Here is a 22,453-nt window from a genome sequence, read left to right as displayed (position 1 = left end):
TCCCCTCCCTTCATATTAATTTCGCAGAGGTTTACCGTATCGAAGCATATGGCTCATCCGCTGCTGTGTTTTCGGTTCCCCGCATAAGCTTAAAAATGCTTCGCATTCGAGCTGCAACAAATATTGTTCACTAACAAGAGCTCCCGATGGCACATCGCCTCCGCTTAATACATGCGCCAGCTTCGTTGCGATCTTCTCGTCATGCTCACTAATATATCCGCCAAGCTTCATATTCTGAATCGCCAGCTTCATAACAGCCTTTCCCTCACGGCCCGCTACAGCAACGAGCTCCTCTTCTGGTGGTACATAGCCTGCTGCATCTAGTCTTAGCACCGCCTGCTTAGCTTCATAAATTCTCGATTCACCACGCAGCAGCACACGATCCTGTGGTCTCGCATAGCCGAGCCTTGCAATCTCGAATCCGCTTGTTGACGTTTTTGCCAGCGCGATGCTTTCAAACAAACTGTTCAAATGCGGCTGCAGGTCACCAGCCAACAGCTTGCGCTCTACACGACCACTCGGTCCTGCTCCATACGCTGCTCGCTGCATCGCTAGTATTGCCGCTTCCTTGCTTCCGCCCCCTGCCGGTATTAAGCCGACTCCAGTCTCTACTAAACCGAAATAGGTTTCAGGTGAAGCGACAATGATATCTGCTGGCAAGCACGCTTCTACTCCTCCACCAAGCGTCATGCGATGAGGCGCTGCAACAACTGGCCTAGACAAACGCTTGAGCTGCAGCATGCTTTGCTGGAACAGCATAATGATATCCTCGACCTCATCCCATTCCTCGTTCATCGCCTCCATTAGCAGCAGCATGAGGTTCGCACCAACGCAAAAGTTCTTGCCCTCGTTCGCGATAACTAGACCGCGCCAATTGCGCGTCGTCTCATGACAGGCATATCGAATCGCTGACAGAATATCAGAGCCAATCGCATTGCTTTTGGAATGGAATTCTAGGGCGAGCACCTCATCCCCTAGATCTATTAAGCTTGCTTCCCGATTGCTCCATACCGTCCCCTTCTCTTCCTTAATCCTTGCAAGCTCAATAACTCCTTCCTCTTGCTCCTGCAGTACGTAGCGCTGCTGATGAACATAGAAGGTATTGCCGCGTTCACGCTTATAGAACGACTCGTTCCCATCTGCAATCCATGCTTCTACCCAAGCAGGCAACTGATCGCCTTCGGCCTTCATACGTTCCGCTACTGCTGCGAGTCCAAGCGAATCCCATAGCTCGAATGGACCAAGCTCCCAATTAAAGCCTAAGCGCATCGCCTTATCAATATCTGCGATATGCTCCGCGATCTCGCCGACTCGCTCTGCAGCATACAGCAGTGTTGCCTTAATCGTCTTCCATGCAAATTGCGCGTGAGGATGCTCAGGTACTGCACCGATTAACGCCTCGACCTTGCCTTTAGCACCCTTCGCTTGCTTTGCTGCCTCAATCACTGGTGACGTCGGCTTCGTGCTTGGCGCATAGGTCATCGTGTCAAACTGAAGCGATTCAATATAGCTGCTGCCATCGCTGCCTTTGAGCTTACGATAAAAGCCCGCACCACTCTTCTGACCCAATGCACCCTGCTTCACTAGCTGCTCCAGAAGAGCTGGTCTAGTGAAAGCAGCTCTTTCTGCCTCATCCTCACTGCGTGAATGAACATTATCAACGACATGCAGCAGCGTATCGAGACCGACAAGGTCTAGCATGCGATAGGTCGCTGTTTTAGGTCTCCCCATAACCGGACCAGTCAGTGCATCTGCTTCGTCGATTGTTAATCCATGCTGAAGTGTTTCCTTTAATGTAACGAGCATGCCATAGGTACCAATTCGATTTGCTATAAAATTCGGCGTATCCTTCGCCTGCACGACTCCTTTACCAAGTCGCTGCTGGCATAGCCGCGTTAATACCTCGATGACTTCAGGCAGCGTTTCTTCGGTTGCAACAAGCTCTACTAAAGCCATATAGCGAGGCGGATTGAAGAAATGTGTAACTGCAAAATGCTGCCTCATCTCCTTCGAGCTATGCTGAATCATAACCGCGGCAGATAAACCAGATGTGTTCGTACTAACAAGGGATCCCTGACGGCGATGTTGATCGATCCAGCTAAATACTTGCTGTTTAATATCAAGTCGCTCAACAACCGCTTCCACAATCCAATCCATCTCATGAAGCAGCTCACCATCGTCCTCCATATTCGCCGCATGAATGCGTGCGCTGAAGCTAACGTCGTACAATGGTGCTGGCTTTTGCTTGACTAGCTGAGCGATGGCAGACAGTGGCAAGCGATTACGTACTTCAGCGCTTTTTAATGTTAAGCCTTGCGCTTGCTCTTGCTCTGTTAAGGTAGAAGGTACAATGTCATAGAGCCACACCTCAAAGCCGCCATTAGCCAAATGTGCAGCAATACCTGAGCCCATAATGCCTGATCCAATCACCGCAACCTTGCGTATTTCGCTCATTTTTACGTTACTCCCCTTCACGATTGGCACCCCTTTCCTCAGATTTAATTGTATGAACACCACTTGGCATCGTTCCATCTCCTAGTACGCTCGTTGCAAGCAGCTCCGCAAAATCACGCGTAAGTATGTTCTCATGCTCGAGAAGCGCCTTCACCCCATCCTCCATCATCGTTAGACAATACGGGCAAGCCGTACTAATAACTGATGCGTTAGTATCCAGTGCTTGCTGCGTACGAGCATAGTTGACTCTTGTGCCGCTATGCTCCTCCATCCACATCATGCCTCCACCAGCACCGCAGCACATCGCGTTATCTCTACTTCGCTTCATCTCAACAAGCTGAACGCCAGGAATGCTGGAAAGTATTCTTCGTGGTGCATCGTAAATATCGTTATATCGCCCAAGATAGCAGGAATCATGGAGAGTAATTTGCTCGGAAACCGGGAACTGCGGAATAAGCCTCTTTTCTGCTATAAGCTGATCAAGCAGCTCGGCATGATGCAGTACCTCGATATGCTGAGGCATTCCTAGGTCTGCATATTCCTTCTTGAACGTGTGGTACGTATGCGGACAAGGTGTAACGATACGCTTTACACCGTAGTGTGTGATTGTCTCAATATTTTGCTGAGCCAGCTCTTGGAACAGCATCTCATTGCCTATTCGACGCGCGGTATCGCCAGAGCTCTTCTCCTCTAACCCCAGCACTGCGAACGATATCTCTGCATGATCGAGCAACCGTATCAGATCATACAGCAGCTTACGACTGCGGTTATCGAACGAGGCCATGGAGCCGGCCCACAGCAACAGCTCAGGAGCTTGCTGATCAGCTTCGCATTCCTTCATCGTTTTGACCTTTATACCTGTTCGCTCATAGCAGTCCGCAATCCAATCTGCGCGTTGGCTTCGGCTAATCCCCCATGGGTTGCTCTGCCTTTCAATGTTCTGAAGTGCTCGCTGCGCATCACTTGGCAGGCTGCCTTCCATAAGGACAAGATGTCTTCTCATGTCTACAATCTTATCGACATGCTCATTGCCAACGGGACATTGCTCTTCACAATTGCGACACGTTGTACAGGACCATAGCTCCTCCTCTGTCATCACATCACCGATTAGCTGCAGGTCGCCAATCGGTTGCTGAGCGTTCCATGTCCATCCAGCAGCCTGCTTCTTCATCGTTAAGGATATATCTGTGCAATATGGACTTTGGTGATCGGAAGCGTTTCCACCTCCTGTTGCTATACCGCTATCCACTCCAGCTGCTCCATCTCTCGTTCGAAGATCCGTCATGTTCTCTACCCTTACGTCTTCCGTCTTCATTACATGCGCTCCAACGCGATAATCACCGATACCGTGAGGTGGATGCTCCCATATTCCTTTAGGCAGCCATGGAGATTTGGAGGTGAGAGCAGCTCCTTGTTCCGTGAGATGATCACGCAGCTTAACAATCATATGCATGGGCGACAATAACTTTCCGGTTGCGGCAGCTGGGCAAACCTCGGTACAGCGACCGCATTCTACACATGCATACAGGTCGAGCAGCTGCTTCTGATTGAACTGATGAATATGCCCAACTCCAAAGCTTTCCGCTTGCTCATCCTCGAGATCAAGTGTTGCGAGTTTACCGGTTGGCTCGTCACGCCGAAGCCAAAGATTGATCGGTGCAACGATAAGATGAAAATGCTTCGATTGTGGAACGTAGATAAGGAAGCTAAGCAAAATAACTAGATGCAGCCACCAGCACACCTCATAGCCAACAGTCGCAGCTGTGCTTCCCACTACCACACCTGCAGCTTCCAAACCATTTGCAAGCAAGGAGCTGAATGGTGAATATCGCTCAGCAAGCTGCTGCTCGTGTAGCAGGCGCTCAAAGCTCAAGGTAAGCAGGACGCTCAACATCAGTGATCCGATAAACCAGTAAACGATTGAAGGCTTAGCTCCTCGCTTTAACCGCTTCAGCCTTTCGCCATATCTGCGAAATGCGCCGAGCAGAACTGCAAGCAGCACTAGAACAACGATCCATTCCTGTGACCAAATAAAAACAGCATAAAGTGATGGCCAAGGAATTAGCGGTACTTCCAATAAGCCTTGAAGCATAATGTCAATGGCACCAAGCTGCAGCATAATAAAGCCATAAAAATAAAAGAGATGCAGTACACCGCTTTTCACGTCATTTAACAAACGCTTGTGCAGCAGCACCTCTTTACTTACCCGAGCCAGCCGAGGTCGCTTCATCCTTGACCAGCTGACTGGCACTCCAAAGGACAAGTAGGCAAGCCTGCGTCTTATCACCTCGATAAACATCCAGACCGAAGCACTAGTTACAATGAGAGCAAGTATCAGCTTAATGTAAGCTATTCCGTCCATCATGCTCCTCCTTTCCACTCATCGTGCGAGCTCTGCTTCATTTATATGAGCTTATATGAGCGATCATGCGTAAGGAAAAGCGGTCTAATTTAAATCATGCTGTCATATGGTAGCACTAGCCCATCGTACGTCTTGCTATAGATGTCTCGGCAGTGAAGGCCGAGCTCTTTGAATGTACATTTATTGAAGGGAGCTGCTCTAGTATGAAAATCATCGTACTTATGAAGCAAACGTTTGATACGGAAGAGAAGGTGGAAATTACGAATGGCATGATTGAGGAGCATGGCGCCAAATTTGTCATCAATCCTTATGATGAATATGCGTTAGAGGAAGCACTTCGCATCAAGGAGCAAAATGGTGCAGAAGTGATTGCCATTACGGTTGGTCCAGAACGCAGCAGCGTTGCTCTGCGTACGGGGCTTGCCCTTGGCATTGATCAGGCCATTATGATCTGTGATGCTGAGCATGGGGATCATAGCTACCGTATTGCAGCGCTGCTTGCTGAGGTCATTAAACCGCTGAAACCAGATCTGATTCTAGCTGGTCTGTTTGCTGTTGATTCTGGAAGCGGAAGCGTTGCACTTCAGGTTGCTCAGCTGCTGCAGCTCCCTCATGCCTCAGCTGCAGTTAAGCTTCGCTTGGGAACCGCAGAAGAGCTTCTTATCGAGGACGCACCATGGAGCGGTACACTGGCCCTCGTTGACCGTGATGTCGAAGGAGATGTGGAGACAGTCGTTATCCCTCTACCTGCCGTCGTCACCGCTCAGCAAGGGCTTAATGACCCGCGCTATCCATCACTTCCTGGTATTATGAAGGCGAAAAAGAAAGCCATTATTGAACGCTATCCATCAGAGCTGTTAGCTGAGGTTAATCAGGACGACTTAAGCTCAAGCCTTACGGTACGAACCGCTTTGTTCCCTCCTTCGCCGCGCAGTGCCGGCAAGCGGTTATCTGGCGATGGCTCGCAGCAGACGAAGCAGCTGCTGCATTCCTTGATTGAAGCTAATATTATTCAACGAGGAGGTAACTAATATGGGCACATCCATTCTCATCATCGCTGAATTAAAGGGCAGTACACTGCGACGCGTAACACTAGAAGCTCTTGGAGTCGCAGCCGCTTTACTTCATGAACGATCAGGTGATATCGCTTGCTTCTTAGCAGGCAGTAATAAGGCTGATCTGGAGCTAGCCTCCAAGGAGCTGGCAAGACACGGAGCTCATCACGTTTATGTAGCGTCTGGGGAAGCACATCAGCCCATTCAGGCTCTTACCTCTTTACCACCGATATTATCTATCATTAAGGAGCTGAAGCCGCAGTATATTATTGCGGGACATACCGCCTATGGACGCGAGCTTGCACCACGTCTTGCAGCCGAGCTGAAAGCTGGTTATATTGCTGATATTATTTCGATGGAGGAGTTTGAGGGTCAGCTGCAATTTACTCGACCGATCTATGCTGGTAAGGCATTTGAAACTCGTACGTTTCATGGGACATCACCACATCTATTAACGATTCGCCCTAACAACTTTGCTCCTGCATCTGTAGCTGATGACGTAGAGCAAGCAAATGTCGAGCCAATATTTATTACTGAGGAAGCGGCTACTCCGCTGCCTTCCATCGTCAAAAATGTGGTGCAGCGAATGAGCAGCAGCATTGATCTTACAGAGGCAGAGATCGTTGTGGCAGGTGGTCGCGGTGTGAGGGGCAGTGACGGCTTCAAGCTGCTGCAAGCTCTTGCAGATGAGCTCGGGGGGGCTGTAGGTGCCTCACGTGCTGCTTGTGATGCAGGGTATTGCGATTACAGTTTACAGATCGGGCAAACGGGTAAGGTCGTTACTCCGCAGCTTTACATCGCTTGCGGCATAAGTGGAGCAATCCAGCACTTGGCAGGCATGAGCCAGTCACGTACCATCGTTGCCATTAATAAAGATCCAGATGCACCAATCTTCTCGATTGCTGATTATGGTATTGTCGGTGATTTGTTCGAGGTTGTACCGCTTTTAACGGCAGAGCTGAAGGCACTTCATCAATAGATTAATAAAAAAATAATAGATTACTAGAAAATGTCTTGCTATTATCTATTCATTCATGGTATATTATTTCTTGTCTTTCAAAGATAAGAAATACGGAGCTGTGGTGTAGAGGCCTAACATGCCTGCCTGTCACGCAGGAGACCGCGAGTTCGAATCTCGTCAGCTCCGCCATCTAAAAACGTTAAGAGTCCAAGAGGGCTCTTTTTTTTTTTGTTTTAAATAACTGATAACCATAACAAACTGGAGCTATAATTGTTAGATATCTAACAATTATAGCTCCAGTTCAGGTCGATTGACTTCGTTATTTTCCTACTCCAGACAGCACGATTACTGTCGGGTACTCAACTACCTTACCATCATGTGTTTGATAAAGAAGTTCCTTAATTCCTTTTTCTTTTTCCTCTGCTGTCTGCTCGCTTCCATAAGTATATTTATCGTACTCCACTTCGGTAATAAGCCATGTTCCACTACGCTTCTCCAACGAATACTTCTTAGCTATTGCGGTGAACGGTTGATCATTCAACTCTTTATTTTCAAATGTGTATATGTTAACTTGATTGGACTGATTTCCTTCATATACATCCGATATACGAATTGTTGTAATAAGCTTATCCATACCCAATCCACGAATAATATTAAGCATATGTTCTTTGTGTTTGTCGTACTCCTCTTGCGGCATATTCACCATATCATCTCGAGTGTAAGTTGCATTATCATAACCGAATACGGTCTCTTCGCCGATTGATGCCATGTAATCCTCACTTACAATTTCGTTTATATCATTATGATATTGTTCATATGATTTGTTAAAGTAGATGAGATCATATTCATTCTCTTCAACTGTCTTCACATGTTCCACCATCTGTTTTTTCTCCGATTGACCCATTGATGTATCAGAAGTACACGCCGCTAATAAAGTAATAATCAATAGAAAAATAACACATAATGATTTTTTATGTTTCATTCCAAGCCCCCTTTTTTCTAGCATACATAGGATGCTGAAGTTTGCTGATTGTATCCGCCATAGCAAATAGACCCAATTTAAAAATATATTTAACTATTGGATAAAGGTGTGCTCAAATTCCTTGCCGTCTATATAACGAGTTCAAACTAATTAATGTTGCAAAAATTGGATAAAGCCCCATTATAACGCTTAATATATACTTCAACCTAATAGCCAATAACTAAAAAAGAGAGACTCTGAAAGTCGTCTTAATTGACTTTCAGAGCCTCTCGCTCTAGCTATAGCAAGCGCCATTAGCAGTGCTTCTTTTTTATTGGTCCCTGATGATAAGGTATGTGCTTGTTAGATTTTAAAGCGAGCGATGCGCTCCATCAGCTCTTGAACCATTACCGACAGTGATTCGGAGGAGGTTGCTACTTCCTGCATAGAAGCGAGCTGTTCCTCTGATGCTGCAGCAACCTCAGCTGCCACATTCATCGTGCCATTAGCATTACCTGCAAACTGCTCAACGGTTGCAGCTACATCAATCGAGCCAGCATGCAGCTCCTCCGCTGCTGCGGACACTTCAGAGATTTGCTCATTCACACGCTGCACCTCTGCATTGATGACAGAGAATATTTGACCTGCCTCATGCACAGAAGCAATACCTAGCGCCATTTGCTTCGTACCATTTTCCATTGCTGCAGAAGCTGTTAGTGTGTCGTTATACACCTCTTCAATTAACGCTGCAATTCCTTCGTTCGCTTGCTTTGTTTGATCAGCAAGATTACGAATTTCAGAAGCGACTACGGCAAAGCCTTTACCATGCTCACCGACACGCGATGCCTCGATGGCCGCATTAAGTGCTAATAGATTGGTCTGCTGACTAACCTTTGCAATTAGATCTGTAATTTGCTTGATCTCATTAGATTTTGCAGTAAGCGCAGTAACCGCCTCATTGGAATTCTCGACAGATTGCTGCAGTTCGATCATTTGATCCACCGTTTGCTGCATTTTCTGTTGCCCAACGACCGTATTCTCCTCAGCAATTTGTGATGATTGTGCTGCCACCTGGGAGGACTCTGCAATACGTTCAATTCCAGTAGCCATTTCCTTCATCTCAGCTGACGTTGTCAACGACTGATTATGTTGCGCTTCTGCGCCAGATGCTACGTGCTCGATTGCTTGTGCAATGTTTTCAGAAGCTTTTGCCGTCTGCTGTGAGCTAGCGGACATTTGCTGTGACGTTGCACTGACATTAAGACTAAGGTCAGTGACATGACGGAACATGTCGCTCAATTGGCTGCCCATATGATTAAAATTATTGGCCATCTCGCCAAATTCGTCCTTAGAGCGTATATCAAGACGTTGCGTCAAATCACCATTTGCCATTTGCTGTAGACTACCGTTCAGCTTATTTAGTGGTTTAAGTACTAAGAAGCGCACGAGTAATATGCTGCTTACTATAAATACGATAACCGTAATTCCAGAAACAATCATCGATATTGTTCGTGATTGAAATACATCACTTAGCACATAATCTCTAGATGTAACAATTTCAACATACCATGTATCCTCTTCACTAATAAACGGCAATGAAATAAAGTGTTGAAGGGTGTCTTTGTTTTCAATTTCGATCGTTTCGCCATTTAATAATTTTTCTAAATTATCGCCTAATTGAGCGGTATCTACTCTTTGTCCCAGTAGCTCTGGATTACTACCATTCGCAGCGTAATAGCCATTCTGTGAAAGCAAAGCGACACTGCTATTATCTGTTGTATATTCCATCGCACTTTCCTGTAATGCACTAAGCGATATCATATAGCCAATGACACCAATGATCTCATTGTTCTTATTATAGACTGGCGCATTAATAGAAGTATAAAGTAACGGGCTGCTGCTTGTTCCATAGTTAACAGGGTCAAGTCTAGTTAACTCGCCACGCTCCATGGTTTGTATGTAGAACTGAGCCATATCACCTTCATCCAAATTGCTCAGCGGCGAACGGATTGAACCTTTCCCAGACTGGATAATGCTGATTGCAAATCGTCCAGGGTTCTTTTCATTCTGATACAATTGTATATATTGATATTCATCGTCCTTGTTATCATAGGCATTCGGCTCAAACGCTATATTGACGTAGAAAACAGATTCGTTTCCTTGCATATAATTTTCAACGAGAGCAATGATATCCTCACGTGCTACATCTCCCATATTTTGCAGCTCAGTAATTGTACTGGATAATGTGGTCAATGAACCTGCTTGTTGATCTATAAAGCTTTGAAATGATGCTGTGTAGCCTTTACTAGCTTCGACTGATTCCAAACTGGCCTTCTCATAACCTGCCTTTTCCATTTGCATCATCATAATGGTCATTAATATAACATTTGTGATGAGAAAAATGCTAATTAATGTGGCAATGAGCTTAAATGATAGCTTTAGTTTCACTTGATGCCACTCCTTTTATTTATATCTAAAATAATTACCTCTAACTATATCGTCAAATTGTTTTTTTAATATTAGGAAATTGACGATATAACAAAAATATTGCTAGAAACAACAAAATCGAGTAGGCCTATGCGCATGCGCATAGGCCTCTCACAGATCCGGACATGCGGGTCATCGCATCCGGCTCCTCCAGTGACTATCCCCTCTGGGGATGAAGTTCTTTGTAAATCATAGATAGACTGCAAAGACCGATTTCTTCAAACCATTGATTTGGCATCGCATATTGAGCATAAGTGGAATGAGAACTGCGCCATGCTGTCATACGTAGCCCAGGTAGGTCACGGCTTTTCCATCCTCTTCTACGCATCTCTCGGTGAAGTTTCCGCACCTTTCTCCAGCTTCGCAACTGGACAGAACGAAGCCTTCTTCTTATCCATTTGTCCAGATCCCGAAATCTCATCTGTACATCTGCCATTCCAAAATAGTTGCCCCACCCACGGAGATAGGGATTCAATTTTTTCTTCACCAATTGCTGCACATCCACCGTTTGGTTTCGTCTTGTGATTTCCTTCACACGTTTCTTGAATTTTGTCATCGCTTTATCTGACGGTACCATCCATTTCCCTGGTTTGAATTCATGCCCAAGAAACTCGAAAGATTCCCTCTTGCTATTGACGATTTTCGTCTTTTCTGGATGAATGATAAGTCCCATTTCTCTCTCTAGCAGCTTCGTTACCGATTTTAGAATCCGCTCTGCTCCTTTTTGCGTACGACAACAAATCACAAAGTCATCTGCATAGCGTGTCAGTCGATGCCCGCGTTCCGTCATCGCCAGATCTAACGGATGTAGATAGATATTGGCTAGCAGAGGGCTGATGACTCCCCCTTGTGGTGTGCCCTGCTCATTTAGGTGAAAGCTTCCACCGTCTAGGATACCTGCCTTCAGGAATTTCTCCAACAAAGTTAACACACTTCCATCGACTACGGTTTCTTTCACCATGCGGATGAGCTTCTCATGCGGAATGGTGTCGAAATAAGACTTCAAGTCTGCATCAATCACATATCGATATCCATCGTTTAGATCTTGACGGATCTTCTTCAATGCCATGTGTGCACTTCTTCCCGGTCGAAACCCATAGCTACAATCCATAAACTTTGATTCATAAATCGGTTCCAATATGCGCCTCGTTGCGGCTTGAACCACTCGGTCTCCCACGGTAGGAATGCCCAGCGGCCTTGACGTTCCGTCTGCTTTGGGGATGTAGACACGACGTACGGGTTTTGGGTGATACGTCTTGTTCTTTAGTGTCTGCTGAACCACTTCTAGATGGTGTTCCAACTGCGATTCGAATGCCTGGATGGTCATTCGATCAATCCCTGCTGAACCTCGGTTTCGCTTGACCTCTTTAAAGGCTTCCTCTAGGTTTGGCTTCGCCCATATCTTGTCGATGAGGCTGTACCATTTGCGTTCCTTTTGATTTACTCCTTCACGAGAGTGATTGGTTGTTCCTTGTTCTTCCATGTTCGTTTTCCTTCCCGATTTCGTTCCATGATTTGTAGCCTTACGGCAATCTTCATTTCCAAAATAGTACTCGCCCCAGACGGCTTCTCCTTATGTTCATTCCCCGGATCTACGCACATCCTAGCTCCCCGGCTTCTGTCTGGCACATGGCTTCTCTCCATCTCTCTTCTTCCACGGTTTCGGGCTTCACACAAGTCTTCGCCTTTTGAGTCGAAGCTTGTATTGACGACATCGCGCCAATTCATTTGCCTTTGCGGTCTTTCCGGCAAACTTTGTAACTACTATCCCTACGTCTGACTTCTCACCACTCTTAACATTGCCTTGATCCTCACGATCTCGAGCAATGGTTACCACTTGATATGGAAATGATGAGATCTCCTTGGGTCACGTCAACCGACTTTCCCCCGAATCCAGTCCTCTTAACTTACGGAGTCTATGGTGGTACAGGACTTCCTCTTCTTTTGCAGAGTTATCCGACTCCGTCAGCCAACATGGTTAAACCGCCTATTCCGGGTTTTGCCTTCGCATCCTCCGCACGCATTCTCGCGAACTACGCACTATGCGTCAGCTATGCACTTCCGCCACCTGCGGTGTGCTGGAGACTTTCACTCGTTAGTCGATTGCGCTGCCAAGCGCACAAAAGCCTGTCCCCTAAGTCATTGAATGATGACTTAGGGGACAGCCCTAGCTTACTTATTTTTAATTGTTGCGGTTGAGGCTCGCTCTTTAAGCTCCGCTGGGAATTTTTTTTGAACATGAGTAACCTTTTTATGAATGAGATCAAAAATAATTTTTATTGCTTCTTCAGCCATTTCGGCAATAGGTTGTTCAATCGTTGTAATGGAGGGATGGTAATAATATGCCATGTCCAGACCATCGAAGCCAGCTACAGCACATTGCTCAGGTATACTTATTCCTGCTTCAAGCAGTGCTTTGCTAGCGCCAATCGCCATGGAATCAGAAATTGCATAAATTGCTGAAAAATCAATACCTTCATCAAGCATTTCCTTCGTTACAGCATAGCCATTTTCCATCGAATAGCTTTCAAGCTGTGATTTCATTGGACGAATTAGCTGCTCATCCAAAGGAATACCATGATCTTCTAGTGCCTGCTTATAACCCAAATAACGGAGCTGACCTATACTACGATCACGCATGGAAGCCGAGATAATTGCAATACGACGATGTCCTTGCTTACATAAATAATCGACCATCTTATAGCTTTCAGCATAATCGTCTATAGAAACATAGGAATAATTGTAGTTGTCGAACTCAGAGGATAGCCCTACTGTGCATAATACATAAGGTACCGTGAGCTGTTCGAGCTTTTCCTTAGAGTGAGACAAGTATCCGCCAAGAAAGATAATTCCTTTTAGCTTTTTTTCTTTGATTAGCTCATTCGCTACATCAATCTCATCTTGATGCTCATAGACACGATGTAAAATGAATGAATACTTTTTCTGTTGAATACCCTTCTCGAACAAATCAATCATTCGTATAAAGAAAGGGTTGTTCATCCCTTTAATTAATACTGCAATCGTTTTAGAGGCTGTTCGTTTTAGATTTCTCGCGTTATTGTTCGGAACGTAATTGTTTTCCTTTACAACCTTCATAATCATTGCCTTCGTCTCTTCGCTGATGTCAGGATGATTATTAATGGCACGCGATACAGTCGTAACGCCTACTCCACAAATTTTGGCAATATCAATAATAGTAAGAGAAGCCATATGCACTCTTCCTTCTACGCTTTTTTCGATGCTTTGCTACACAACTTAGTGTATAACATAACACTTACTACTTTATTCGCCAATAGGTAAGCCTTATCCTTTTACTGCGCCTGCTACAACACCTTCGATAATGTACTTTTGGCAAATGAGGTAGAATATGATGATCGGGATAATCGCAAGCACGAGCATCGCCATCATAGCCCCCATATCAATTGAGCCATATCCACCCTTCAAATATTGTACAGCAATTGGAATGGTTTGATATTCTGTACCAATAACGAGATATGGCAGTAGATAGTCATTCCACACCCACATTACATTAAGAATAGCTACCGTTATAGCGATAGGCTTTAGAATCGGTAAAATAACTCTAAAGAACATCTCGATTGGTCCACCGCCATCAATCATAACCGCTTCCTCAATCTCAAGCGGAATCGACTTCACGAAGCCACTGAACAAGAATACAGATAAACCTGAACCAAAGCCGAGATATATAAGCAGAATGCCGACTGGATTATCTAATCCAAGGACGTTTGCTGTTTTTGTCATCGTAAACATAACCATTTGGAACGGTACGACCATCGAGAACACAAACATGAAAAATAGCGCACTCGACCATTTTGTTTTTACTCGAGTTAAAAACCAGCCTGTCATCGATGTGAAAAATACAATCGCTGCTACTGACAGCACTGTAATAAACAAGGACATCCCAAAGGCAGAGAAGAACCCTATTTTTTGAATACCGCTTGTATAGTTTTCTAGACCAACGTAAATATCACCTGTTGGGAGCTTGAACGGCGCATCGTTAATAAAAAACTTACCTTTAAAGGAGTTCATTAAAACAATTAATATTGGAGATAGAAAGGCAACTGCCAATACTAAAAGGACTAAAAATAGAAACGGTCTATTTTTTTGTGTATCATCCACCATTAGTTTTCAATCTCCCTTCTTCTTGTAATGCCAAGCTGAATAACAACAATTAGTGCTACCATAATAAAGAACATGACCGCTTTTGCTTGACCTACACCTTCAAATCCAGCCTTGCTGTAGAATGTGTTAAATATATCTAGAGCAAGCATTGTCGTTTGTTTTGAAGGGGCACCTGCAGTTAATGCAAGGTTCTGGTCAAATAGCTTAAAGGAATTAGATATCGTTAAGAACAAGCAAATCGTAATCGATGGCATAACAAGCGGCAAAATAATTTTACGAAGAATCGTTCCATTCGTCGCTCCATCAATTTTTGCTGCTTCAAGCTGCTCCTTCGGCACGTTTTGAATCCCTGCAATATAAATAATCATCATGTAACCGATCAGCTGCCAGTTCATGAGTACAACTAGTCCCCAGAATCCATACTTCGGATCGGAAGTAAGGGTAACATCGAATTGATAAAGAATCCCGTTAATAATCAACTGCCAGATATAACCTAGTACGATACCACCAATTAGGTTAGGCATAAAAAAGATTGTACGGAACACATTCGTCCCTAATACTTTCTTCGTTAATAATAACGCTAGTAAAAATGCAAGCACGTTAATTGACACGACAGAAACAACGGTAAATTTCGCTGTAAACCATAATGCTTTCAAGAAATCTGGATCCTTGAACGCCTTCACATAGTTGTCTAGACCTACCCATCTTGCATCGGTTACTGTTGTAAATTCAGTAAAGGATAAATATATGCCTAGAACAAATGGCACGACGAAAGCTACTGTAAATGCAATTAATGTCGGCAATGCAAAGAGGGCAAAATATTTTTTAATCATCTTCTGCATAGCTTTGTCTCCTGTTCTGTTATAGCGTGTAAAGACATATGTCACTATGCGGTAAACCGAATAGTGACATATGCTTCATTACGCGCATAAACTACTTCGCTTTTTCGTTTTTCCACGACTCTACGACAACTGCTGAAACCTCTTCCCAAGTTTTAGAGCCTTGAGCGTATTCAAGCAATGCGTCACCAAAGTCATTCTTAAAGTCTTCACTTGGGAATGCCGCAAATGTCCAAGCAACAGCTGTTGTGTCCTTGTTCATCCATTCCATCACTTCTGCTGCAAGTGGATCTGCTGGCTTTTCTTCATCTGTGAACGTATTGAATGGTGCGATGAAGCCAAGATCATTCGTTACATATGCTTTACCTTTGTCACTGCTGAACAGCCACTCTAGGAATGCAACTGATGCTTGTTGCTTCGCTTCCGATGCTTTGCTATTGATTGCTAAGTAGTTCTCTGTTCCAATAGCAAGACCTTGCGTTTCTTCGCCAGCTACACCTGTGTAAATTGGCAGGAATTTAATATCCTCTTGATTCACTACGTTACCGCCAACTTCAGCGATTTGATTCCAAGCCCAGTTACCGTTTTGAACCATAGCTGCTTGACCAAGTGCAAACTCAGCCATGGAGTCAGCAACAGATTTTGAACCTAATAGTGTTGGTTTTACCGTTGAGTTGTTGATGTATAGATCAAAAATGTTTTTGAAGTTGTTGCCATACGTAAACTTAATTTCATCTGCTTCTAGACCAGCAAGCACTGTGCTGTCATAGCCGCCGATATCGTTGAACTCATAGAATAAAGGAATGTTCGCTAAATGCGTTTGCCATCTCCATTGCTCGCCAGCACTTAAAGAAGTAGAAGCAAATACACCTTTAATGCCAAGCGCATCAGCATTTGCTTGCATATCTTCAACAACCGCTTTCAATGTATCGAAATTATTAACTTCCTCCATTGAACTAACGCCTGTCGCTTTGTTTGGTAGAGCGAAGTAATTCTCCATAATTGCGTTGTTGTAGATAATACCGTAGCCTTCAACAACGTAAGGAATACCATAGACGCCATCGCCATCCGTTACAGCAAGGCTTGGATCCGAAAGATAGCTGTATAGCTTCGTATCTTTAAGGTCTAGCGTGTAATCCTTCCAAGCGTTATAACCAATTGGGCCGTTGATTTGGAAAATCGTTGGAGCTTCTGACTTAGCCATTTCGGATTTCAAGCGTGTTTCATATGTTCCTGCTGCTGCTGTTACTACTTTAACCTTAACACCTGTTTCTGCTTCATAATCCTTCGCAATTTGCTCGTAAACCGTTGCGATTTCAGGCTTAAAGTTTAAGAAATAGATCGACTCCCCGCCTCCTGAAGAAGTGCTGCCACCATTCTTATCGTTGTTGCCGCAAGCTGCAATAAATACTAGTGAAGCGACAAGCAATAGACTTAGTACTCTGTTAAACTTTTTCATTCTAAAATCCCCCTCTAAAATGAATATAAATAGTGAAAGCGTTATCCGAAAAGGTTTTCGGAAACGATACCGAAAACGATTCCATAGACACAATACTATCATAGCTTCAAGTTGATGACAATTACCTTTTAAAACTTTTTATTTAGCCTGACACTGTAAACTTTGTCGAATTCACGATAATTTTGTCAATGTGCTGTGGTCATTTAATAGCGTATCCATGACGTCACTATCCTATGCTTCCTTAAAAAAATGAAACGAAAAAAAGCCGCAAACGTATTACAATACGATGCGACTTTGTATGCCGATGCTTGAAGCTATGCATTTATATATTGACATGCTGATTGATGTCTTTTACGTAATCATCCTTTATTTTTACTTCAATCATATCTTCATCCTTCAAAAATTTGAAAAGACCGTTGTTGAAGTCAGTACCTACTTCTTTGTAGAAAATACCTTCATAGATGGCATGCTGGGTATGGTTAAAGCATAGTTTGTAGCCTTCATCAGCTTTAAGAAGATATGCACGAATTCCTTTTTCGTAAAAGCCATCAACATTTTTAATATCGCGTGAGACAGAAATAATATGGAGATCTACATATGGAATTTCATTTAGCAATACATTAATGAAAGAGCCTTTCGTAATCTCTTCCCAACGATTTTGAGCAGTTTGCCCGAGTACGACCTGAGTGATTTTTTTATCTGCGGCTACTTCGCCAATAACCTTTGCAACTGGACGTTTTTCATTATACTTAATTATAAATTCGGCGCCATGCTCGTGAGCTAGCTTTTTCCAGGCTGCAATATAATGAATCTTTTCGATGTTCCACTCATCCTCAGGTTGAGAGTCAACCGTAAGCACATATAGCGGGCATTCTAACATAGCTGCGAGCTTACCGCCTCTTCGAATAAGTCGTTCGCCGTTTGGTCCATAATAAACACAGACCAGTATGCATTCATTCACACCTGTAGTCTTCATGGTATTTATTCACCTCAACTTAATATTAGTTTTAGCCTACATAACTAGGGTGCTCTTGTCAATGAAGTTATTGTATAATAAATAGAAATTAATGAAGGAGGAAGTTATTTGTCGACCTTACATCTTGCGATTTTACTGCCCTTTATATTTGTTGTAATAATACCATTATTATACAAATATACTCGAGCTATACATACTGGCTGGATAGCTCTAGTTGTGCCGGTCACCTTGTTTGTATACTTTATACAATATTTTTCAATTAACAAGGCGATTGATCCGATCACTGTAACTGTCCCGTGGATTCCGTCCATTGGGTTAAGTTTAACACTTTATTTAGATAGTCTTTCCTTGTTATTCGCATTACTCATTACGGGGATTGGCACACTTGTCGTACTGTATTCGATCTTTTATTTGTCGAAGGATCGTGAACGACTCAACCATTTTTACACCTACTTAATGCTCTTTATGGGAGCTATGCTTGGCTCGGTGTTATCAGATAATCTACTGCTGCTATACAGCTTCTGGGAATTAACGAGCGTTTCTTCCTTCTTACTTATTGCATACTGGTATCAACGTAAGAGATCACGCTATGGTGCTCAAAAAGCATTGTATATTACGATGACCGGCGGATTTTCTATGCTGCTTGGCTTCATCATTCTATACGCTGCATCTGGAACGTTCAGCATTCGCGAGATCATTGCTATGGGTGATACCGTTACAACACATGCTCTGTTTATTCCAGCAATGTTTTTCATTCTGTTAGGAGCATTTACGAAGTCAGCCCAGTTTCCGTTTCATATTTGGCTGCCAGATGCGATGGAAGCACCAACCCCAATTAGTGCTTACCTGCACTCGGCTACAATGGTTAAAGCTGGAGTATATCTTGTAGCACGGTTAACACCGATCTTTGGTGCGTTTTTGGAATGGTCATGGACGATAATTATCGTTGGTGTCGTTACTCTAGCCATGGGCTCATTCAACGCATTGAAGCAGTATGACTTAAAGGCGCTGCTCGCATATTCCACAATTAGCCAGCTAGGCTTAATTATGAGCTTGTTAGGTGTCGGATCGCTGTCAATGAATAGCAACTATGCTCCTTATAGCGAGTATTTCATCGCCGCTTTCGTTGCTGCCATCTTCCACTTAATTAATCACTCTGTGTTTAAGGGAAGCCTATTTATGATGGTAGGTATTCTTGACCATGAGACAGGTACTCGAGATATTCGTAAATTGGGTGGCATTATGCATCTGATGCCGATATCATTTACATTTACGATGATTGGTGCATTCTCAATGGCTGGTCTACCGCCTTTTAGTGGGTTTATTAGTAAGGAGATGTTCTTTACGAGCGTATTAACGCTTGCAGAGCATTCAAATGCGTGGATTACGATCATTCCGATCATTGCATGGATAGCTAGTATTTTCACCTTTATCTACTGTATGATCATTATTTTCAAATCGTTCACGGGCACCTATCATGCAGATTTATTAGATAAGAAACCACATGAGCCGCCTTTCGGAATGTTAGTATCACCTGCAGTACTTTCTATACTAGCGATCGCATTATTTTTCTTCCCTGGCTTGGTCGATACTTCAATTATTGAACCAACCGTAAAGGAAATGGCACCAATTGCACCGTTATTTATAGAGAATCCTAACTGGCATGTCCATATTAGTGCTTGGCATGGTTTTAATCTTGAGCTTGTCATGACGATTGGTATTATATTGATTGGAACATGGCTTTACCTTACGTATGAAAAGTGGAAAACTCCGGTTTTCGACTTAATTCCAAGACACCTAAACTTATTTACACTTTACGATAAAGCGATTGAAGGAATGGAGAAGACGGCAACGCGCATTACAAAATCATATATGACTGGTTCAACTACTCATTATTTAAGCTATATCTTTTCATTCCTTATTATTGCGGCGTTAGCCACGCTAATTGGTACCGGCTCCTTTGTTCTAGATATGTCTCAGGATTCGCCGATTGAATGGTATGAGCTTATGCTGGGTATCGCAACGGTCATCGCAGCAGTCTTTGTTCTTTTCTCAACTTCGCGTTTAATGTCTATTATGGGCATTGGCGTAATTGGCTTTACGATATCACTATTCTTTGTTATTTTCCGAGCACCGGATCTGGCACTAACTCAGCTTGTCGTTGAAACGATCTCGACTGCGTTGTTCCTATTGTGCTTCTACTTCCTGCCAAAAATGAAGGCAGGCGTAGAGTCGATCCGTTTCAAGCTGACGAATGCCATCATCGCAATTGGTGTAGGCTTAACATTTACTTTGTTAGGATTATCCGCTTACGGCTATCGTGTATTCGAGCCGATTGCTGAATACTTTTCAAATTCCTACGAACTAGCTGGCGCTAAAAATATCGTCAATGCAATTCTTGTTGATTTCCGTGCCTTTGATACAATGCTGGAGATTGTCGTTCTCTTCTCTGCAGGTATTGGAATCTATACGTATATTAAGCTACGCTATGCAGGAAGGAATGATTAGACATGAAGTTCACCGATGTATATTTACAAACAGCTACAAAAATTTTAGTTTTTATCATCATGACGTTCTCCATATATGTACTGTTTGCGGGTCACAATAATCCGGGTGGAGGGTTTATCGGAGGTCTAATAACGGCCTCTGCTCTAGTTCTGCTTTATATTGCTTTCGATCTGCAGACCGTTCAGGAGGTCTTCCCTGTAGATTATAAGAAGCTTGCTGCAACCGGTGTTCTAGTATCTGTATTAACTGGTGTGGGGTCACTCGTGCTTGGCGTGCCTTTTCTATCGCAAACATTCAAATATGTTGAGCTCCCATTTCTAGGGAATACTGAGCTTACAACCGCAATGATATTTGACCTTGGGGTATATATGTGTGTTGTCGGTACTACGATGACAATTATTACAAGCATAAGTGAGGATGACATCTAATGGAAACGTTTATGATTATATTATCTGGCATCCTTTTTACGATAGCTACTTATCTCATATTAAATAAAAACTTTTTGCGCATTGTACTTGGTATCACATTATTCAGTCACGCTACACACATGATGCTTATGGCCATCAACGGTCTAAAGCGAGGAGCTGCTCCTCTGCTTGGCGAGCATGCGGATGCCTATACTGATCCCATTCCACAAGCGCTAATCTTAACATCCATTGTTATCAGCTTTGCACTTACAGCACTGCTGCTCGTTCTCGGCTACCGCACATATATTGAGCTGGGAACAGACAACATGAAAAAGCTGAGAGGAGAGTCGCATGAGTAATTTATTAATTTACCCGATCATTATCCCACTGTTAATGGCAATGGTGCTCGTTTTCTTCCGCGATCGCATTAAGCTGCAGCAGTGGCTTACCGTGCTCAGTCTTCTCGCAACGATTGGCGTCTCACTCTTTACCGTTTACTATGTATCAACCGAACAAATCCTAGTACTCGAATTAGGCGGTTGGTCTGCACCATTCGGTATCGTTCTAGTTGGTGATATGCTAGCTGTCGTCTTAGTTGCTGTAGCGAGCTTTGTGACACTCATGTGCTTGCTTTACGGCTTTCAGTCGATCGACACCGGCCATAAAAAGCACTTTGTATATCCGATGATTCTTGTCTTGCTAACTGGAGTCAACGGTAGCTTTTTAACAGGAGATATTTTTAACCTCTTCGTATTTTTTGAGGTTATGCTGATTTCATCCTATGTGCTCATTGCCTTGGGCGGTAGAAAGATTCAGCTGCGCGAGTCCATGAAGTATGTCATCATTAACATCATAGCTTCAACGCTTTTTGTTATTGCTACCGCTTATCTGTATGCTGCGACTGGTACGCTGAATTTAGCGCATCTCTCAGAACGAATCGCTTTAGCTGGTCAAGATGGTTTACTGACTGCCATCAGCTTTTTGTATTTGACAGTATTCGGATTGAAATCAGGACTCTTACTGTTCTTCTGGCTACCGGGCTCATATAGTGCACCACCTCCGCCTATTGCTGCATTGTTTGCCGCATTGCTTACGAAGGTCGGGGTCTATACCATCATCCGCACATTCACGCTGCTGTTCTATCACAAGCCAGAAATTACGCATACGGTAATGCTATGGATGGCGGCGCTCACGATGATATTGGGGGCATTGGGGGCAGTATCGCATTGGGAGATCAAAAAGATTCTATCCTATAATGTCATTATCTCTGTCGGCTTCATCTTATTCGGGGTTGCGGTTGGTACAGAGCAATCCTTAAGCGGTTCTTTCTACTACTTAATTCATGATATGCTGTCTAAAGCGCTGATCTTTATTACAGGTGGAGCAATCATCAATATATTCGGCACAGACAAGCTGAAGGAATTTAGTGGACTTATCTTATTCCGTCCACTGCTCGGATGGCTCTTCTTTATCGGAATGCTCGCGCTAGCAGGCGTTCCACCGTTAAGCGGCTTTATTGGCAAGGTCATGGTGTTGAAAGGTGCAATTGCTGCCGACGAGCTTGCTGTATCCATTATCGGCTTAATCACTAGCTTAATGGTGCTTTATTCTATATTGAAAATATTTATTCACAGCTTCTGGGGTGAAACCTTAATGAGCGAAGGGCAGGAATACTCCACAGGTAAGCACGCACTGCTTCCAGGGACGATATTAGTTGTTTGTATTGTAGCAATGGGTCTTGGCGCCGAATGGGTAAATACATACGTTGCTCAAGCAACCGAGGTCATGGTCAATCCAAACCTATATATCGAGGCTGTTCTCAAGCAATAAGTCCTTGATTCAAC

General features: G+C 43.8%; 16 protein-coding genes and 1 tRNA gene. 7 read left to right on the top strand and 10 right to left on the bottom strand.

Going from position 1 to position 22,453, the window contains the following annotated elements; translation table 11 throughout:
- Window positions 1-15 precede the first annotated feature (15 nt).
- Complete coding sequence (locus NSQ99_RS06295) at window positions 16-2,454, bottom strand: 3-hydroxyacyl-CoA dehydrogenase/enoyl-CoA hydratase family protein (RefSeq protein WP_340835781.1); 2,439 nt, start codon at window positions 2,452-2,454, stop codon at window positions 16-18.
- Window positions 2,455-2,461: 7 nt separating this feature from the next.
- Window positions 2,462-4,819 (bottom strand): (Fe-S)-binding protein, encoded by a 2,358-nt coding sequence (locus NSQ99_RS06290; RefSeq protein ID WP_340835780.1) that lies wholly within the window; start codon window positions 4,817-4,819, stop codon window positions 2,462-2,464.
- Window positions 4,820-5,019: 200 nt separating this feature from the next.
- Here NSQ99_RS06290 and NSQ99_RS06285 point away from each other — a divergent pair, with 200 nt between their 5' ends.
- The 3 genes from NSQ99_RS06285 (at window position 5,020) to NSQ99_RS06275 (ending at window position 7,021) form a co-directional block, all read left to right on the top strand.
- Entirely contained in the window at window positions 5,020-5,847 is an 828-nt protein-coding gene (locus NSQ99_RS06285) for an electron transfer flavoprotein subunit beta/FixA family protein (protein WP_251668002.1), read from the top strand.
- A 1-nt stretch (window position 5,848) separates the two neighbouring features.
- A complete protein-coding gene (locus NSQ99_RS06280; protein ID WP_251668000.1) occupies window positions 5,849-6,850 on the top strand; it encodes an electron transfer flavoprotein subunit alpha/FixB family protein in 1,002 nt (333 codons plus the stop codon).
- A gap of 94 nt (window positions 6,851-6,944) precedes the next feature.
- Window positions 6,945-7,021, top strand: a tRNA-Asp gene (locus NSQ99_RS06275).
- Between the two features lie 130 nt (window positions 7,022-7,151).
- Here NSQ99_RS06275 and NSQ99_RS06270 read toward each other — a convergent pair.
- The 8 genes from NSQ99_RS06270 to NSQ99_RS06235 form a co-directional block, all read right to left on the bottom strand.
- Window positions 7,152-7,814 (bottom strand): hypothetical protein, encoded by a 663-nt coding sequence (locus tag NSQ99_RS06270; protein ID WP_251667999.1) that lies wholly within the window; start codon window positions 7,812-7,814, stop codon window positions 7,152-7,154.
- Between the two features lie 342 nt (window positions 7,815-8,156).
- On the bottom strand, window positions 8,157-10,241 hold the full coding sequence (locus NSQ99_RS06265; protein ID WP_340835778.1) for a methyl-accepting chemotaxis protein: 2,085 nt from the start codon (window positions 10,239-10,241) through the stop codon (window positions 8,157-8,159).
- A 196-nt stretch (window positions 10,242-10,437) separates the two neighbouring features.
- Window positions 10,438-11,763 (bottom strand): group II intron reverse transcriptase/maturase, encoded by a 1,326-nt coding sequence (gene ltrA, locus NSQ99_RS06260; protein WP_251670020.1) that lies wholly within the window; start codon window positions 11,761-11,763, stop codon window positions 10,438-10,440.
- 689 nt (window positions 11,764-12,452) lie between these two features.
- Entirely contained in the window at window positions 12,453-13,490 is a 1,038-nt protein-coding gene (locus NSQ99_RS06255) for a LacI family DNA-binding transcriptional regulator (RefSeq protein WP_340835777.1), read from the bottom strand.
- 93 nt (window positions 13,491-13,583) lie between these two features.
- Complete coding sequence (locus tag NSQ99_RS06250) at window positions 13,584-14,420, bottom strand: carbohydrate ABC transporter permease (protein WP_251667992.1); 837 nt, start codon at window positions 14,418-14,420, stop codon at window positions 13,584-13,586.
- The gene (locus NSQ99_RS06245) at window positions 14,420-15,262 is read right to left on the bottom strand and encodes a carbohydrate ABC transporter permease (protein ID WP_340835775.1); all 843 of its coding nucleotides are present in this window, start codon (window positions 15,260-15,262) and stop codon (window positions 14,420-14,422) included. The genes NSQ99_RS06250 and NSQ99_RS06245 overlap by 1 nt, the downstream gene beginning before the upstream one ends.
- Before the next feature lie 91 nt (window positions 15,263-15,353).
- Window positions 15,354-16,718 (bottom strand): ABC transporter substrate-binding protein, encoded by a 1,365-nt coding sequence (locus NSQ99_RS06240; RefSeq protein WP_340835774.1) that lies wholly within the window; start codon window positions 16,716-16,718, stop codon window positions 15,354-15,356.
- 322 nt (window positions 16,719-17,040) lie between these two features.
- Entirely contained in the window at window positions 17,041-17,694 is a 654-nt protein-coding gene (locus NSQ99_RS06235; RefSeq protein WP_251667986.1) for a histidine kinase, read from the bottom strand.
- A 108-nt stretch (window positions 17,695-17,802) separates the two neighbouring features.
- Between NSQ99_RS06235 and NSQ99_RS06230 the strand changes: the two genes are divergently transcribed.
- From NSQ99_RS06230 to NSQ99_RS06215, 4 genes are read left to right on the top strand one after another with little or no spacing between them, the layout of a single operon-like run.
- Window positions 17,803-20,202 carry a Na+/H+ antiporter subunit A gene (locus tag NSQ99_RS06230; RefSeq protein WP_340835773.1) on the top strand — a complete coding sequence of 800 codons (2,400 nt, stop codon included), beginning with the start codon at window positions 17,803-17,805 and terminating at the stop codon, window positions 20,200-20,202.
- 2 nt (window positions 20,203-20,204) lie between these two features.
- Window positions 20,205-20,630, top strand: a complete 426-nt coding sequence (locus NSQ99_RS06225) for a monovalent cation/H+ antiporter subunit B (protein WP_251667982.1) — start codon at window positions 20,205-20,207, stop codon at window positions 20,628-20,630.
- Window positions 20,630-20,968, top strand: a complete 339-nt coding sequence (locus NSQ99_RS06220) for a Na(+)/H(+) antiporter subunit C (protein ID WP_251667980.1) — start codon at window positions 20,630-20,632, stop codon at window positions 20,966-20,968. The genes NSQ99_RS06225 and NSQ99_RS06220 overlap by 1 nt, the downstream gene beginning before the upstream one ends.
- On the top strand, window positions 20,961-22,439 hold the full coding sequence (locus NSQ99_RS06215) for a Na+/H+ antiporter subunit D (protein ID WP_340835771.1): 1,479 nt from the start codon (window positions 20,961-20,963) through the stop codon (window positions 22,437-22,439). The genes NSQ99_RS06220 and NSQ99_RS06215 overlap by 8 nt, the downstream gene beginning before the upstream one ends.
- The last annotated feature ends 14 nt before the right edge of the window (window positions 22,440-22,453 follow it).

The sequence above is a fragment of the Paenibacillus sp. FSL W7-1287 genome, from assembly GCF_038004245.1.
Lineage (GTDB): Bacteria > Bacillota > Bacilli > Paenibacillales > Paenibacillaceae > Pristimantibacillus > Pristimantibacillus camelliae.
Note: the sequence above shows the minus strand (reverse complement) of the source record. Positions and strands in the feature narration are given on the sequence as shown.